General features: G+C 64.9%; 14 protein-coding genes. 7 read left to right on the forward strand and 7 right to left on the reverse strand.

Annotated features, from left to right (window positions below; all coding sequences use genetic code 11):
• Positions 1-286 precede the first annotated feature (286 nt).
• The 6 genes from J2Y55_RS08835 to J2Y55_RS08860 form a co-directional block, all read right to left on the reverse strand.
• Complete coding sequence (locus J2Y55_RS08835; protein WP_310150864.1) at positions 287-2227, reverse strand: serine hydrolase; 1941 nt, start codon at positions 2225-2227, stop codon at positions 287-289.
• A 104-nt stretch (positions 2228-2331) separates the two neighbouring features.
• On the reverse strand, positions 2332-3447 hold the full coding sequence (locus tag J2Y55_RS08840; RefSeq protein WP_310150869.1) for an AraC family transcriptional regulator: 1116 nt from the start codon (positions 3445-3447) through the stop codon (positions 2332-2334).
• A 612-nt stretch (positions 3448-4059) separates the two neighbouring features.
• Positions 4060-4467, reverse strand: a complete 408-nt coding sequence (locus J2Y55_RS08845; RefSeq protein ID WP_310150873.1) for a GFA family protein — start codon at positions 4465-4467, stop codon at positions 4060-4062.
• An 80-nt stretch (positions 4468-4547) separates the two neighbouring features.
• Positions 4548-4973, reverse strand: a complete 426-nt coding sequence (locus J2Y55_RS08850) for a hypothetical protein (protein ID WP_310150876.1) — start codon at positions 4971-4973, stop codon at positions 4548-4550.
• 177 nt (positions 4974-5150) lie between these two features.
• Positions 5151-6581 carry an aldehyde dehydrogenase family protein gene (locus tag J2Y55_RS08855; RefSeq protein WP_310150881.1) on the reverse strand — a complete coding sequence of 477 codons (1431 nt, stop codon included), beginning with the start codon at positions 6579-6581 and terminating at the stop codon, positions 5151-5153.
• Between the two features lie 353 nt (positions 6582-6934).
• Positions 6935-7432 carry a GAF domain-containing protein gene (locus J2Y55_RS08860; RefSeq protein ID WP_310150884.1) on the reverse strand — a complete coding sequence of 166 codons (498 nt, stop codon included), beginning with the start codon at positions 7430-7432 and terminating at the stop codon, positions 6935-6937.
• Positions 7433-7643: 211 nt separating this feature from the next.
• Here J2Y55_RS08860 and J2Y55_RS08865 point away from each other — a divergent pair, with 211 nt between their 5' ends.
• The 7 genes from J2Y55_RS08865 to J2Y55_RS08895 all read left to right on the forward strand — a co-directional run bounded on the left by J2Y55_RS08865 (position 7644) and on the right by J2Y55_RS08895 (position 15355).
• A complete protein-coding gene (locus J2Y55_RS08865) occupies positions 7644-8198 on the forward strand; it encodes a methylated-DNA--[protein]-cysteine S-methyltransferase (protein WP_310150887.1) in 555 nt (184 codons plus the stop codon).
• Between the two features lie 241 nt (positions 8199-8439).
• A complete protein-coding gene (locus tag J2Y55_RS08870) occupies positions 8440-10053 on the forward strand; it encodes an ABC transporter substrate-binding protein (RefSeq protein ID WP_310150890.1) in 1614 nt (537 codons plus the stop codon).
• 22 nt (positions 10054-10075) lie between these two features.
• Positions 10076-11056 (forward strand): ABC transporter permease, encoded by a 981-nt coding sequence (locus J2Y55_RS08875; protein WP_310150895.1) that lies wholly within the window; start codon positions 10076-10078, stop codon positions 11054-11056.
• Positions 11053-11889, forward strand: coding sequence for an ABC transporter permease (locus J2Y55_RS08880; protein ID WP_310150899.1), 837 nt, complete (start codon positions 11053-11055; stop codon positions 11887-11889). The genes J2Y55_RS08875 and J2Y55_RS08880 overlap by 4 nt, the downstream gene beginning before the upstream one ends.
• 55 nt (positions 11890-11944) lie before the next feature.
• A complete protein-coding gene (locus tag J2Y55_RS08885) occupies positions 11945-13207 on the forward strand; it encodes an acyl-CoA dehydrogenase family protein (protein WP_310150902.1) in 1263 nt (420 codons plus the stop codon).
• Positions 13204-14592, forward strand: coding sequence for an LLM class flavin-dependent oxidoreductase (locus J2Y55_RS08890; RefSeq protein WP_310150905.1), 1389 nt, complete (start codon positions 13204-13206; stop codon positions 14590-14592). Before J2Y55_RS08885 ends, J2Y55_RS08890 begins: the two co-directional genes overlap by 4 nt.
• A 175-nt stretch (positions 14593-14767) precedes the next feature.
• Positions 14768-15355, forward strand: coding sequence for an RBBP9/YdeN family alpha/beta hydrolase (locus J2Y55_RS08895; protein WP_310150908.1), 588 nt, complete (start codon positions 14768-14770; stop codon positions 15353-15355).
• Between the two features lie 159 nt (positions 15356-15514).
• Here the strand turns inward: J2Y55_RS08895 and J2Y55_RS08900 are convergent, their stop codons facing one another.
• Positions 15515-16441, reverse strand: coding sequence for a 2-hydroxyacid dehydrogenase (locus tag J2Y55_RS08900; protein WP_310150911.1), 927 nt, complete (start codon positions 16439-16441; stop codon positions 15515-15517).
• Between the last annotated feature and the right edge of the window lie 47 nt (positions 16442-16488).

Below are 16488 nucleotides of genomic sequence, written 5' to 3' on the forward strand. Positions count from 1 at the left end.
CGGTCCATTCATAATCGCTGAGTTCGTAGCGCAGGGTTCGAGACTCCGGTTCGGAGCTTGAATCACGTCTCGGGCAGGGCCAGTAAGCCGCAATCACTGGCCGCGAAGCCGCCAATGCTCTGAATTTACTTCTGCTTTCGGCCCGATAGCCGACATGGCCGGACTTGCCGCTGGGTCGCCCGTGTAGCGATTGACCCCAAGCGGAAGTCGGACCGCTAACATTGAGGCGATCGTCGGACACGTTAATGTTCGGGCCGCGCAAGCTTCCGCCATTTGTCAGTGTGCCCTATTGGGTGATTGCGCCGCGTTGCTCCCATGGTCCAGGATTGAGAACCGCGCCGTTGACCTTGCCGGCGGCGTCGCGAATGAAGGCGATCCGCGTATGATCGCCGCTCTCGACATGGAATTCATCCTTCGAAAGGAACGCTACGGGCATCGGCTCGCCCTTGTCGAAATCAAGGATCGACCAGGCACCCGTGGCTTCAACGACAAGCTTGCCGTCCGCGACACGGACTTGAAGCGCGACACTGTGCGAGGGGACCGCCTCCCTGGCAAAGGCGATCACGATCGGATCGTTCTGCCGCTCTCGGATGATCTTGAGCTTGATGGTGGCGTTGACCGGGCCTGAAATCCGGCGAAAGGCCGCTTCCAGGGTCAGGCCCTTGATCGATCTATCGCCGATAGCGGTGATGAGATCTCCCGCCATGACGCCCGCCCTTGCGGCGGGGCCGCCCTCGGCCGGCTTGATCACCCTGAGGCCATCGCTCTCCACGACAACGGATTCAAGCCCGGTCCAACTATTGCCGTCGGCGACCAGTATCTGTCGGTCCAGCGAACTTGCAGACCCGCCGAAAACGTAACGTCCAACATACTCGGTGAGAGCACCGGCGTTTTCCTGTTCCGACGCCACGGGTGCGGGAGCTTGGGGAATCTTGAGCGCCGCATAGGGCAGACGACGGATCGCGTTGAAATAGAAACCGTTCTCACTGAACTGGCTCCGCTGCATCATCATGACCAGGATCAGCTTCTGTGTCGGATCGATCGAGAAAAACGTGCCCCAGCTTCCCTGCCAGTTGAAGCTGCCGACCGCGCCTGGGATGAGGCTGAAATCCGGGTTGGTGCGAATGGCGAAGCCGAGCCCCCATCCCGTGCCAACAGCCGGGCCGGCTTCGTGTCCCGCCATGTGCATATCCGGCGGTAGCGAATTCGTCGTCATCAGCTTGACCGTTTCGGGCTTCAAGATACGCACGCCGTCGAGCTCGCCGCCGTTGAGCAGCATCTGGCAGAAGCGCAGGAAGTCGGGGACCGTCGAGACGATTCCTCCCCCGCCGGACAAGAACGTCTGCGGCTTGCCGACGTCGCCATCCGAAAGAGGTCGGGGCTGGGCGCCGGGCACGGCGACGAGACGGGCGAGTTTATCCTCCGGCACCGAGAAGCCGCTATCGACCATATGGAGCGGCGCGAACAGGCGGCTTTGCAGAAACCGGTCGAAAGTCTGGCCCGATACGACTTCAATGACCCGTCCGAGAACATCGTAGCCGATAGAATATTCCCAGACTTCGCCCGGCTGGTGCAGAAGCGGAAGTGTTCCTAGGCTTGCGATAAAGGAGGCGATGGGCTTGTCGCGTCGGAATGGGGCCTTGGCTCCGTACAGTGCGTGAATCGCGGCATTGCCAAATCCGGGATCGGCGTAGTCCGGCGAAGCATAAACGAGGCCGGACGTATTGCGCAGAAGGTCCCGGATTGTCATCGCCCGCCTGGCAGGTCCAAGCTCCAGCAGGATCGCATCTCCTGTAGCCGGATTGGTCTTGACGACCTGCATATCCCTGAGCTCCGGCAGATACTGCGCCACGGGAGCGTCGAGGTCGAGCTTGCCGTCATCGACCAGCATCATGGTGGCGACGCTGGTGATCTGCTTGGACATCGAGCCGATGCGAAAGATCGAATCCGGTCGCATCGGAATTGTCTTGTCGTGGTTCTCAAAGCCGGTGGGCTGTAAATAAGCCAGCTTTCCGCCTCTGGCGATCCCAACGACAAAGCCGGAGGGATCGCCCGTTTTGGTCTGCGCCTCAAACCAGGAGGTGATGCGGGCCAGTCGCCGCGCCGAAAAGCCGAGACTGTCCGGATCGCCGACGGTCTTCAAATCGTCGGCAAGCGCCGCAGCTGCCAGACCGAGCGTGAGCGCCGCCAGCGCGGTCAATGAAATGGCAAATCGCTGATATCGCATGGGCAACCCCGTTGTCGCAGCTAGTGCGAGGAAAGATCGCCATCAGCCTGTCGAATGTTGCTGCTTCCTTCTCGCCGATTCCTGCAATCCGGCTGGCCGATTCCTCAACTCGACTGGCCGATTTTCAATCGCTCGTTCCTCGGGGCTGCATTTCCGGCCATTGCAAGACGGCGGAATTCGGTTGGAGTCAGATCTGTCGCGGCCTTGAAGGCGCGGTTGAACGGCCCGATCGACTGGAAACCTGTGTCCATCGCAATTGTCAGCACCGGGACTTCCACTTGTTCGGGGTCGACCAGTGCGGCCTTGGCCTCCCCGATCCGGTAATGATTGAGGAACGCATTGAAATTGCGGTAACCGAGGCCCTCATTGATGAGCTGCCGAAGCCGGTATTCCGGCACGCCCAACTCGGCGGATAGCAATCCAATCGTCAATCGCTCACGCCGGTAGATGCGCTCGACGGTCATCAGCCGTTCCAAGCGGCGCAAGATAGCCGGTTCGATCGAGGCAGGCTTGCCTTGATCATCAGACGCCTTGGCTGGCGCGCCTAAGGGTACATTTGTCGCCGGCAGCAGGATCGAACCTTTCCGCGTACGCGCATCCAGTAGATTCCATGCGCTCAAGCCAACCAACACGAACAGAGCGAAGGCGTTGGCGACGCTGGCCATGGAAAAAGTGGGGATCGAGGGCTGCTGCACGAAGTTCAAGTAAGAGTTGAGAACGATTTGGGCCGACGCCCCGATCAGGACGACCAGCCGAAGCCGACGTCGGCCCTCCACCAGATCCGCCCGCCAGGTGAGCAGCGTCTGCGCCACCGCCAATAACGCAAGGCCGAGAAAGGCTGATGACAGCGTGCGTTCGATCGCACGCTCCAGCGCGGCCGATCGGGTGATGCCGCTGGCGTCCAGCCATTGCGCGACGGCGACGGCCGCCCACAAGACGCCATGCCAGGGCCGCGGCACGAAATCGTCATCGAAGGCGGCACGCGCCCATAGCCAGAACACGACACAGTTCGCGCTGGACAACGCCAGCAGCAACAGGCCCCACCACGCAAATGGCCGCGGGAAGGTCGGCGCCGAGCAGATCATCGAAGCCGCGGCGCCGATCGCGAGCGCGGCGCCCAGCAGCGCGGCCGTGCTGTCGCGGCGATCGCGCAGCGCCATGGCCGCGATCAGCAAGCACAATGCGACGACGGCGCCCCGTAACCCCAGATCGATCGACATCAAACCGCTGGTGTCCACGACCGGACATACTCCGAATGCCATTGTAGACGCCAAAGCCGCGTAGGTTCGCTTCGTACGCCCTTGACGCAGCCGACGTCGAGTCGGCGGATGATTTCGAAAGCGGCCACGAACCGGACGGGAGCTGCTGCGCCTCAAACCAGGAGGTCATGTGTTTCAGCCGCCGCGCCGAAAAGCCGAGACTGTCCGAATTGCTGACGGTCTGCACATCGTCCGAAAGCGCCACACCAGCCAGACAGAGCATCAGCGCCGCCATGCATGATGACCGGATGATTTTACTGGACCGCCCTTCAGACGATCCTAAACCAAGATAGTCGGAGCGAAGAGCCCGGACCCGGCTCAGAACCTGGGGTCAGAAATGAGCCCAACGCCCACTTCGCCGCAACGGCCACTTCCAGTTTGGCACATAGCGTCGTTTCGCTGCTAAGCAGCAAGACGTCGGCTATCGGGCATAGCGGACTCTGGCGTGGCGTCAGGCCGGATTTACAGGCTCACGGCCTAGGTTGGGGACCCACAAACTGTCTGAAATTCGCTGGGTGACTGCCTTAAGCACCGAAATCGATGCACGATAGTGATTGGGGCGAGTCTCACTTTTCATTTTTTCGCGCTGCTTTGTTGAAAGTGCTCCGCGACGCCGTCAATCTGAACCCAATGATGTTTCGACTGTTCAAAGATGGATCGAGAGGGAGCCGGGTATTGCGGGTCAGCCAGCGCACCGACCGCAACGCCGATGAACCCCGGTAGATTGGCGGCTTTCCAGTAGACCGTCGATCCACAATTCGGGCAAAAAAAGTTGTGAACCTTCCCACCGCTTGCCGCCGAGCGCGCAAATTCCCGCTGATCTCCTGAAATGTTTATAAGTTCGGCCGGATAGAAGGCGCCAACGCCGAACGGGCCACCGCTCCTGCGTTGGCAATCGAGACAGTGGCAGACAACAACCTGTCTCGACGCCTCCGGGAGCGTCAGTGTCAGGGCACCGCAACTGCATTGCGCACGCGCCATTGGAAAATCTCCGGTTTTTGGAAGATTACGAATCTTGCGCCCAGCTGTCCCACAGCGAGCGCTGTATGCGCCGCCACGCCTCAATGGTCGTTCCAGAACTGGGTCATGCACCAATAGGTGAAGGCCGAGGTCCAGCCGATGAAGACGAGGCCCGACAGGCCCTCGAGGCCCGTGAACAGGCGCAGCGGCCCGTAGAGGAACGTCTCGTTGCTTCCGAGCGCCGCATAGGATTCGAACGAGACATAGAGGGATTGCTTGAACGAGCCGGGAATCCCGGCCCCGAATATCTGAGCCCGGGCGCTGACGGAGAGCCCCCACAGCATGAGCGCGAACAAGGTGATCTGGACGACATGGCTGCCGAGCGCGCCGGCGACGACGTAGATGATCCTCTGTCGCGGTGCGATCGAGAGTTTCGATGCGCTGCAGGAGAGCAGCCGCAGCAACTCGTAATGCACCAGCATGCAGGCCAGGGCGCAAAGGGCAGAACCGATCGGAAACACAAGCATGGGCACATCCTGGCTGTCACAGGCATGTCGTCGGCCGTCGCCCCGCGCGCGGCCTGCTTGTCTCAACCGATTGCGGCTCCGGCATGGTGTTTCGGAGGCATCGTACTTCAGAGGCTCGGGCCTCATGCAAGCCCGATACGGCGGGGGCAAAACGCCCCCGCCGCGGGATGAGCGTTCTCAGGCCGCCTCGAAGCCGACAGTGCCCTTGATCTCGAGGAACTCCTCGAGGCCGAAGCCGGCATATTCGCGGCCATTGCCGGACTGCTTGTAGCCGCCGAAGGGCGCGCCCGCGTCCCAGGCCGGGTAGTTGATATAGACATTGCCGCTGCGCATCTTGGCCGCAACCTTGCGGGCGCGATCAAGCGAGCCGGACTGGACATAGGAGGCCAGGCCGTAAGGCGTGTCGTTCGCCCGCTCGATCACCTCATCCTCGCTGCCATAGGGCAGGATCGAGAGCACGGGGCCGAAGATCTCCTCGCGGGCGATCGCCATCTCGTCGGTGACGCCGCCGAAGACCGTCGGGCGGACATAGTAGCCGCGGTTCAGCCCTTCCGGACGCCCCGGTCCACCGGTGACCAACGTCGCGCCTTCCTTGATGCCGGCCTCGATCAGGCGTTGGATCTTCTCGTACTGCACCTCGCTGACGACTGGGCCGAGGAAGACGCCGTCCGCCGAGGGAGCACCCACCTTGAGCGGCTCGGCGACCTGCTTGGCGATGGCGAGCGCTTCCTCGTGCAGCCTCTCCGGTACGAACATCCGGGTCGGCGCGTTGCAGGACTGGCCGGAGTTGCGCATGACGCTTTCGACGCCCAGCTTCACCGATTTCTGCAGGTCGGCATCGTCCAGGATGATGTTGGCCGACTTGCCGCCGAGTTCCTGATGCACGCGCTTGACCGTATCGGCCGCCGCCTTGGCGACGAGGATGCCGGCGCGGGTCGAGCCGGTGAAGGAGACCATGTCGACGCCGGGATGGCGCGAGATCGCCTCACCGACCGTCGGCCCGTCGCCATTGACGAGGTTGAACACGCCCTTCGGCACGCCGGCCTCATGCATGACCTCGGCGAAGATGATGGCGTTGATCGGGGCGATCTCGCTGGGCTTCAGCACCATGGTACAGCCAGCGGCGAGCGCCGGCGCGACCTTGCACATGATCTGGTTCAGCGGCCAGTTCCACGGCGTGATCATGCCGACGACGCCGATCGGCTCCTTGGCGATCAGGGTCGTGCCGCGCAGCTCCTCGAATTCGAATGTCTCGAGCGTCTCGATCATCTTTGCCAGATGGGCGGTTCCCATGCCGGCCTGCGCGCGGTGGGCCAGTTCCTTCGGCGCACCCATCTCGCGCGAGAGCGCGTCGGCGATATCCGCATAACGCGCCTTATAGGCCTCGGCCAGGCGGCGCATCAGCGCCAGGCGCTCGGCGCGGGAGGTCGCGGCAAAAGCCGGGAAAGCAGCGCGGGCGGCAGCGACTGCCTTGTCGACATCGGCTTGCTCGCCGAGCGCGATCGTGGCGAAGGCCTCCTCCGTCGAAGGGTCGATCACATCGAGCGTCTTGTTCCCCGAGGGCGCCACCCACTGACCATCGATGTAGAATTGCAAGGCGTGCGACATGATGCGTTCTCCGAAGGCTGATCTCAGCAGGTGGTTGTTCCCGATCGCCCGGAAGCGCCCGCGCCGGCAATGATTGCGAGCGGGCGAAAGGCGACCGGTCGGTCTGGTCTCGACAGCTTGGCGTTCCCTACGACCAAACGATGGCGCGCGGTTCGATCCCGCCAGCCAAAGCGGCGAAGAGCGGTCCGCGGTCTGTCCGCACGCGCTTCACGCTGTGTTCCGACAGTCATAACGATAGGCGGATGCCGGATGGTTGTCACGGCCGGATCAGCCCGGATTCAGGCATGGCCCCATTCCGCCATGTCAGAGCGCGTCTCGGGGAACGACATCCCGTCCGCCCCCCCGAACGCTGTCTACGATGCAATCGGAGCACTCGCGGAGAGGTAGATCGCAGCGATGGCTTCGATACCGGCCTGATCGGCCTCGTCGAACCGGGCCGGATGCGGGCTGTCGAGGTCGATCACCCCGATCACCTTGCCGTCGCGGATCAAGGGCACGACCAGCTCGGAGCGGGAGGCCGCATCGCAGGCGATATGGCCGGGAAAGGCATGGACATCCTCGACCAGCATCGACTGCCGGCGCTCGACCGCTGCGCCGCAGACGCCGCGCCCGACCGGAATGCGCACGCAGGCCGGCTTGCCCTGGAACGGCCCGAGCACGAGCTCGCCGTTGCGCATGATGTAGAAGCCGGCCCAGTTGAGGCCCGGCATCATCTGGAACAGCAGCGCCGAGGTGTTGGCGGCGTTGGCGATCGCATCGCCCTCCCCCGCCAGCAGAGCCTCGAGCTGCTGCGACAATTCGCGATAGAATTCCGTCTTGTCGTCCGTCGCGATCGCGAGCGCTTCAAACATCGCCATTCCTCATCAAGATGTCCTGGATGCGGGCATCCATCGGGCCCTCCCTAGCATGCCGGGCGCCGCTGCGACCATCGGTCCGCGCACCGCATGGGCATCTCCCATGAGAGTCTCCCTTGGGCATCTCCAATGGGCAGGAATCGGGTGGAGGACGGTGCCGTCGGCCCTTATCTCAGGGATCAGCAATCGGACCCGATAGGAGAAAGCCATGCGCGACATCATCCGCTTTGCATGGGGCAAAAGTACCCTGGGCGACTTTCTGGTCGCGGTCTCGAACAAGGGCCTGGTCGCCTTCGAGTTCGCCAATCAGCGTGCGGCCATGGAGGCGACGCTGCATGCGCACTTCCCGGACGCTGAGATCGTCAGCGACGAAGGTGGCCTGGCCAAGCTGGTCGGCACGATGGCGCAATTGGTCGAGCAGCCGGGCCTGGCCCCGGACATCCCGCTCGATCTGCGCGGAACGCCTTACGAGATCAATGTCTGGCAGATGCTCCGGGATATCCCGGCCGGCGAGACTACCCATTACGGGGCCTTGGCCGCGCTGCTGGGCACGCGCGACGCCCGGGACGTCACCAAGGCGATCGCCGCCAACCCGATCGCGATCCTGGTGCCCTGTCACCGCGTCCTTAGGAAGGACGGCTCGATCTCGGGATATCGCTGGGGCGTCTACCGCAAGAAGGCGCTGCTCCAGCGCGAGAAGGAGGCCGTCATAAGACAGGCGACGGCGCGGGAAGCGGAGCACGGCGTTCGAACAGCTGCCTGAATGATGCGGATCGGGGGCGCATACGCGCCCTCGTCCCCCTGCGCCCCAAGCCCGGTCGGTTCGCATCTGCGTTCGTGCATGCGCAGGACTCCGCCATAGTCGCCCGCAACAATCTCGGCCGGCGCAGCCCTGGGGACGGCGGCAATCACCAAGGTCGTGCCGCGTTGACATAATCTATAAATTCAATAGACAATATCGATATCTGGTTTGTGGCCCGCCTGGGCCGATGCGGGAGATCGAGATGTCGAGGTTGATCCGGGCCCTGATGGTGACGGCTGCACTGGCGATGGCGGGTCAAGCCGGAGCGCAGCAGCAAGCCGGCGCGCAGCAAAAAGACACGCCCGCCTATGGCGGCACGTTGAGCGCGATCGTTCATCCCGAGCCGCCGATCCTGTCGCCGCTCCTGAACACGGCGACGCCGATCGTCCTCGTCGCCACCAAGATCAATGACGGGCTCGTCGACTACGCCAACGATGGGGCGATCATCCCCAAGCTCGCCGAGAGCTGGGATTTCTCGAAGGACGGGCTGACGCTCGCCTTCAAGCTGCGCAAGGGCGTGACCTGGCATGACGGCAAGCCCTTCACCGCCGCGGATGTGAAGTTCTCGATCGAGGAAGGCCTGCTGAAATACTCCTCCACCGGCAAGCGCATCTTCAAGACGCTCGCCAAGGTCGAGACGCCGGACGACTACACGGTCGTGCTGACGCTCTCGCAGCCGACCCCGGTGATCTACCGCAACCTCAATTCCCAGGCGCTCTGGCTGCTGCCGAAGCATCTCTATGAAGGCACGGATATCCGCTCCAATCCGTGGAACGCCAAGCCGATCGGCACCGGGCCCTTCCGCTTCACCGAATATGTCCGCGGCAGCCATATCGCGCTCGATCGCAACCCGAACTACTGGGAGGCCGGCAAGCCCTATCTCGACCGGATCGTCTTCAAGGTGATCCCGGACGCGGCCGGACGCGCCGCCGCCTTCGAGACCGGCGCGGTCCAGTTCGGCCAGCAGCATCCGATCACCTTCGCCGATGCGGAGCGCCTGAAGAAGACCGGCAAGTTCATCGTCGATACGCGCGGCTACGAGTTTTCACCGACCTGGTTCTGGCTGGAGCCGAACCACAAGAACCAGTATCTGCAGCATCTCAAGGTGCGCCAGGCGATTGCCCATGCGATCGATCGCGGTCTGCTGCTGAAGACCGTCTGGGGCGGCTATGGCAAGCCCGCGGTCAGCCCGATCCCCTCCGCGCTCAAGCCGTTCCATCTGAGCGAGGGGCTGCAGCAATATGCGTTCGACCCCAAGAAGGCCGAACAATTGCTCGACGAGGCCGGCTTCCCGCGCAAGGCCGACGGCTTCCGCTTCAAGCTGACCCATGACTTCATCCCCTATGGCGACGATTATCGCCGCACCGGCGAGTTCGTCCGCCAGGCGCTGCGCCGCGTCGGCATCGACGTAACGCTCGGCAGCCAGGACCTCACCACCTGGCTGAAGAGCGTCTTCACCGACTATAATTTCGACCTGATCAGCTCCTGGGGCGGCTCCGGCGCCGATCCGCAGATGGGTATCGAGACGCGCTTCTGGTCGAAGGCGCGCCAGCCCGGCACGGCCTGGACCGTCGTCTCCGAATACAAGAACGACGAGCTCGACGCCGCCCTGGAGGATGCGCAGACGCAGGTCGATCCGCAGAAGCGCATCGAGGACTACAACACGCTCCAGCGCATCGTGCAGCGCGATCTCCCCCTGATCCCGCTTTTCGAGGTCGACTGGTTCTCCGTCTATGACAGCCGGCTCCGCGGCCTGACGGACACGCCCAACCAGCGGGCGGACAATTTCGCCAGCGTCTATTTCGCGTCCGAGTGAGCGAACCCTCAGGAATCCACGCATGTTGCCCTATCTCGCGCGGCGCCTGCTGCTGGCAGTGCCGCTGATCCTCGGGATCATCGCCTTCAATTTCTTCCTGCTCCAGCTGGCGCCCGGCGATCTCGCCGATGTGCTGGCGAGCGAACAAGGCGGCGCCGCGGCCGATGCCGGCTATGTCGCCGAACTGCGCAAAGCCTTCGGGCTCGACCTGCCGGTGCTGACCCAGCTCGGCGTCTATCTCAAGAACGTCCTGACGCTCGATTTCGGCTTTTCCCATCGCTACGGCGTCCCGGTCGCGAGCCTGATCACCGAGCGCCTGGGCGGCACGCTCTTGCTGGCGCTGACGAGCCTAGTGCTTGCCGTCGTGATCGGCACGGCGCTTGGGCTGCTCGCTTCACGCCGGCCCGGAGGGGTCGTCGACAGCCTGGTCTCGGTCCTGTCGACAATCGCCTATTCAGCCCCGCTCTTCTGGGTCGGGCTGATGCTGGTCGTGCTCTTCGGCGTCCACCTGCAATGGCTGCCGACAGGCGGCTTCCAGGAGGTGACGCAGGTTCCGCTGCGCGGCCTCGTCCTCTGGGGCGACCGCCTGCGCCATCTCGTTTTGCCCGCGACGACGCTGGCGCTGTTCTTTGTCGCGATCTACGCCCGCATGACCCGCGCCTCGATGATCGAGGCGATGAGCCAAGACTATATCCGCACCGCCCGCGCCAAGGGCCTGAGCGAAGGGCGCATCGCGCTTCGGCATGGTTTCCGCAACGCGCTCCTGCCGCTCGTCACCATGGTCGGCCTCCAGGCCGGCTCCCTGCTCGGCGGCTCGGTCGTCGTCGAGACAGTGTTCGCCTGGCCCGGCATGGGCCGGCTCGCCTTCGAGGCGGTCAGCAACCGCGACCTCAACCTACTGCTCTCGATCATGCTGCTCAGCTCCTTCGTCGTGGTGGCCGTCAACCTGACGGTCGACCTGCTCTATGCCTGGCTCGACCCGCGCATCGCGGTGAGCGCATGAACCGGCCCTCGATCCTGCGCACGCTGCGCTCCTCGCCTGCCGGCATCGCGGGCAGCCTGGTCGTCATCGGCGTGCTGGCGGCCGCCGTGACGGCGCCGCTGCTCTTCCCCGGCGACCCCTTCGACATGGTCGCCGCCCCCTTCACCTGGCCGGCAACCGACCCCGACTATCCGCTCGGCACCGACCTGATGGGGCGCGATATCGCGGCTGGCCTGTTCCACGGCGCCTCCGTCTCGCTGATGGTGGGAGCGATCGCCGCCGCCATTGCGCTCAGCATCGGCGTCTCGCTTGGCGCCATCGCCGGCTATTACGGCGGCTGGATCGACGATGTCGTGATGCGGGTGACCGAGCTTTTCCAGACAATGCCGGCCTTCCTGCTGGCGATCGTGCTGGTCGCGGTGCTCAACCCGTCGATCTTCACGATCATCCTGGCGCTCGGCGTCACCGCCTGGCCCGGCATCGCCCGCCTGACGCGAGCCGAGGTGATGACGCTGCGCGATCGCGATTTCGTCCAGGCGCTGGTCGCCATGGGGATGCGGGACTGGCGCATCCTGGTGGTTCACATCATCCCGAACGCAATGACGCCCGTCATCGTGGCGGCCTCGATCCTGGTCGCGACCGCAATCCTCTCGGAGGCGGGCCTGTCGTTCCTGGGCCTCGGCGACCCCAACCATGTCAGCTGGGGCACGATGATCGGCGCCGGCCGCGATGCCTTGCGCACGGCCTGGTACCAGACCGCCATTCCCGGCCTCGCGATCATGGTCACCGTGCTCGCCCTGAACCTCCTCGGTGACGCGCTGAACCAGGCTCTCAACCCGAGGCTCAGGCGGTGACGGCCCGCCGCGCCGCCACGCCCGCCCCGTTTCGCAACACCGCGAAGGACATCCGATGACCGAGCCCTTGAGTCTTGTTTCCACCAATCCAGGCAAAGCCGCGCCCGGCGACTTCGAGACGGCAGCCGCGCTGTTCCGGCCGATCTTCGCCCGGATCGCGCAAGGCGCCGTCGCGCGCGAGCATGAGCGCCGCCTGCCCTTCGAAGAGGTCGCCTGGCTGAAGCAGCAGCGCTTCGGCGCGCTGCGCGTACCCGTAGAATTCGGCGGCTATGGGCTCGACCATGCCGGTTTCCTGCGCCTGCTGATAGAACTCGCCGCCGCCGACTCCAATGTCGCGCATCTGTTCCGCGGCCATATCGCCATCGTCGAGGACAGGCTGAGCGACGCCGATCCGCGGTCGCGTGCGATCTGGCTCACACGCTTCGGCCAGGGCGACATCATCGGCAACGCCTCGACCGAGCCCGACGGCGCCATTCTGGACAAGCGCTCGACAAGGCTCCACCAGGCCGACGGGCAGTGGCTGCTGAACGGTACGAAATTCTACACCACAGGCAGCATCTTCGCCGACTGGATCGACGTCTCGGCCCGCCGCAGCGACGAGGCCCATGTCTCGGCGCTGACCGCGCGCCACCATCCCGGCATCACGATCAGCGACGATTGGGACGGGTTTGGCCAGAAGCTGACCGGCACCGGCACCGGCGTGTTCAGCAATGTCCCGGTCGAGCCGCACGCGATCAGGACACGCGAGGAACGCGCGCCCTATCTCACCGCGATCTATCAGGTCGTGCTGCTGGCGACGCTTGCCGGCATCGCCCGCGCGATCGTCACCGACACCGCAGCCCAGCTGCGCGCCCGGACGCGCGTCTACAGCCATGGCAACAGCGACCTCGCCAAGGATGATCCGCAATTGAAGCAGGTCGTCGGCGAGCTTGGCGCCGCCGCCTATGCCGCGGAGGCGCTGGTCCTGGCGACCGCGCCGGGCTTCGCCGCCGCCCAAGTCGCTGCAGCGGGGGCCGATCGCGAAGCGGCACTCACTGCCGCCCAGGCGCTGGAGATCGAAGTCAACCAGGCGCAGGTCGCGATCGCCGACATCGTGCTCCGCTCCGCCTCCCGGCTGTTCGATGCGCTCGGCGCCTCGGCGGTGCGCCACGAGGCCGCACTCGACCGGCACTGGCGCAATGCCCGCACCATTCTCTCGCACAACCCCCTCGTCTACCGCGCCCGCATCGTCGGCGACTATCTCGTCAACGGAAAGCTGCCCGACCGCGTCTGGAGCGTGGGCATCGCCGAGCGCGCCATCAAGGAAGCCGCCGAATGAGCCAGGCCCGCAAGCAGATCCGGCTCAACGCGTTCGACATGAACTGCGTCGGGCATATTTCACATGGCATGTGGACGCATCCGCGCGACCGCTCGGCACATTATACCGACATCGCCTATTGGCAGCATCTGGCGCGCACGCTGGAGCGCGGCCTGTTCGACGGGCTTTTCATCGCCGACATCATCGGCCTCTACGATGTCTATAAGGGCGGCCCGGAGACGGCGCTGATCACCGGGGCGCAGACGCCGCTCAACGATCCGATCCTGCTCGCCCCGATCATGGCGGCCGTGACGGAGCATCTCGGCTTCGGCATCACCGTCAACCTGACCTATGAGCAGCCCTATCTGTTCGCGCGGCGCTTCTCGACGCTCGACCACCTGACCAGGGGCCGGATCGGCTGGAACATCGTCACCGGCTATCTCGACAGCGCCGCGCGCGGCCTCGGCCAGGACAAGCTCCAGAACCATGACGGGCGCTACGACGTCGCCGACGAATTCATGGAGGTGGTCTACAAGCTCTGGGAGGGAAGCTGGGAGGATGACGCGGTGCTGCGCGACCGCGAACGCCGGATCTTCACCGACCCCTCCAAGGTCCACCGCATCAGCCATCGCGGCCCGCATTACCAGGTCGACGGCATCCATCTCAGCGAGCCCTCGCCGCAGCGCACGCCCCTGCTCTACCAGGCCGGCTCCTCCGATCGCGGCCGGCGCTTCGCCGGCGAGCATGCCGAATGCGTCTTCGTCAACGGCCCGAGCCGGGCGATCACCCGCTCGGTGGTCGAGGACATCCGCCGCAAGGCGGTGGCGGCCGGACGCAGGCCCGAGGACGTCAAGGCCTTCGTCGGGGTGACCGTGATCGTCGCCCCGACCGAGGCCGAGGCGCAGGACCTCTTCGCCGAATATCGCGAACACGCCAGCACTGAGGGCGGCCTCGCGCATTTCTCGGCCTCGGTCGGGCTCGACTTCGCGGCTTACGATCCCGACGAGCCGATCAGCTTCGTCAAGAACGACGCCAACAACTCCGCGCTGGAGGCGATCACCAAGCGCAGCCCCGACAAGGTCTGGACGGTGCGCGCGCTGCGCGAACAGATGAAGCTCGGCAGCCGCAACCAGCCGATCGTCGGCAGCCCGTCCCAGGTCGCCGACCAGCTCGCCGCCTGGGTCGAGGAGGCCGATGTCGACGGCTTCAACCTGACCCGCACGGTGACGCCCGAAAGCGTCGAGGCCTTCGTCGACCTCGTGGTTCCGGAGCTGCAAGATCGCGGGCTCTACAAGACCGCCTATGAGGAGGGGCCGCTGCGGCAGAAGCTGTTCGGGGCGCCGCGCCTGCCCGACCGTCACCGCGCGGCTCAATTCCGGCGGAGCTGGCCCGCCGCCGCCGAGTGAGGACTGCCTCGATTCTGGGCAGTTCTTCCCCCTGCCGCCGCGATCGGAACAGGCTTCTCCCAGGCACGCCTTCGGCGCGCCTGGTGTCCCACCAACCCACCGGAATTTGCCAACACGTTTCGTTGACCCGCCATGCCCCGCCGCCGATGATCGCAAGGCATAGGGAACAACCGTCATGACAATCCTGATCGTGCCCGGGCTCTACAATTCGGAACCCGCACATTGGCAAAGCCGCTGGGAAACCGAACTCGACCATGTCGAGCGTGTCCAGCAGCGCGACTGGGACGCGCCCGATCTCGAGGGATGGCTCGCGGCGCTGCGCGGCCATGTCGCGCGGCGCCCGGGTGCGATCCTCGTCGGCCACAGCCTCGGCGCGACGCTGATCGCCCATCTCGCCGCGCGCCATCCGGAGCTGGCGATCGGTGGCGCGCTTCTCGTTGCCCCCGCCGATCCGGAGCTGCGGATTTCACGCATTCGCGGCATCGCCTCGTTCGGGCCGTTGCCCGACGAGCCCTTCAGCTTCCCTGCGATCGTCGTCGCGAGCCGGACCGACCCCTATATGGCGCAGGACCGCGCCCATGTGATCGCCAATATGTGGGAGGCCGCCTTCGTCGACGCCGGCGATGCGGGCCATATCAATGTCGCCAGCGGCCATGGCGGCTGGCCCGAGGGCCTGCGGCTCCTCGACCAATTGCTGGTGCGCCGCCGCGCCTTGCAGGCGACACGCAGCCTCGACGCGACGCTGGCCTCGCGCAGCCATTAGGGTGCTCTGAAACACGCCGTCATTCCGGGCGCAGCGAAGCGGAGGCCCGGAATCCATCGTAGAGTTCACGCCCTTCGATGGATCCCGGATCTACGCGGCTTCGCCGCTTGTCCGGGATGACAGGGTGGTTCCTGCACACCCGCCCAACACCAGCGAGCCCTAATAGCCGCGCTGTCGATCGATCAGGCCGATCGGCTCCTTGCCTGCCCGCAGCAGGTCGAGATTCCTGAGGATGACCTCCACCGAGGTTCCCGGCTGCGCGGAACTCGCGATATGCGGCGTCAGCAGGATGCGCGGATGCGTCCACATCGGGTGATCGGGCGGCAGCGGTTCGGGATCGGTCACGTCGAGCACCGCGCCTGAAATCTGCCCGCTGTCCAGCGCCGCCAGCAAAGCGCCCTGGTCGAGATGGCCGCCGCGCCCGACATTCACCAGCATGGCGCCACGCGGCAGCTTGGCGAAGAGCTCGCCGTTCAGGATGCCCTGGGTCTCCGCCGTCAATGGCAGGAGGCAGACCAGGATATCGCTGCGGCCAAGGAAGGCATCGAACTCCCCCTCCCCGGAGAAGGTCTCGATGCCTTCGATCTCGTGGTGCGAGCGGCTCCAGCCGGCGACCTTGAAGCCGGCATAAGCCAGCTTCTTGCATGCCAGGCTGCCCAGCTGGCCAAGCCCGAGCACACCCACGCGCCTGGTCCCCGCCGTCGCGGAGGGCAGCGGGTTCCAGAGCCCGCGCTGCTGCTGGCCCATATGGGTCAGGACATCGCAATGCAGGGACAGCACCGCCGTCGTGACGAACTCGGCCATGATCTGCGGCACGCTCGGGTCGAGCATCCTGACGACCTTGACGTTTGGCGGCACCAGATCGAGGTTCAACTGGTCGACGCCCGCGCCGACCGAGAACAGCACCTCTAGATTGGGATAGCCGGTCACGATGTCGTCCGGCGGCAGCCAGACCGCCATGTATTTGACCAGCGCGGGATCGCCGACATCCGGCCAGATCCGGAACGGCAGATCGGGCTCGCGCTCCTCGAAGACGGCCTTCCAGTGATTGCCGCGCACCGCCTCGGATTTGTACAGAAAGATCATAGTTTTCCTCGCGCTATGGTGCGTTCCTCAGAGCGTTTTCGAGCGAA

The organism is Allobosea sp. BE125 (assembly GCF_031456075.1).
Taxonomy (GTDB): Bacteria; Pseudomonadota; Alphaproteobacteria; order Rhizobiales; family Beijerinckiaceae; genus Allobosea.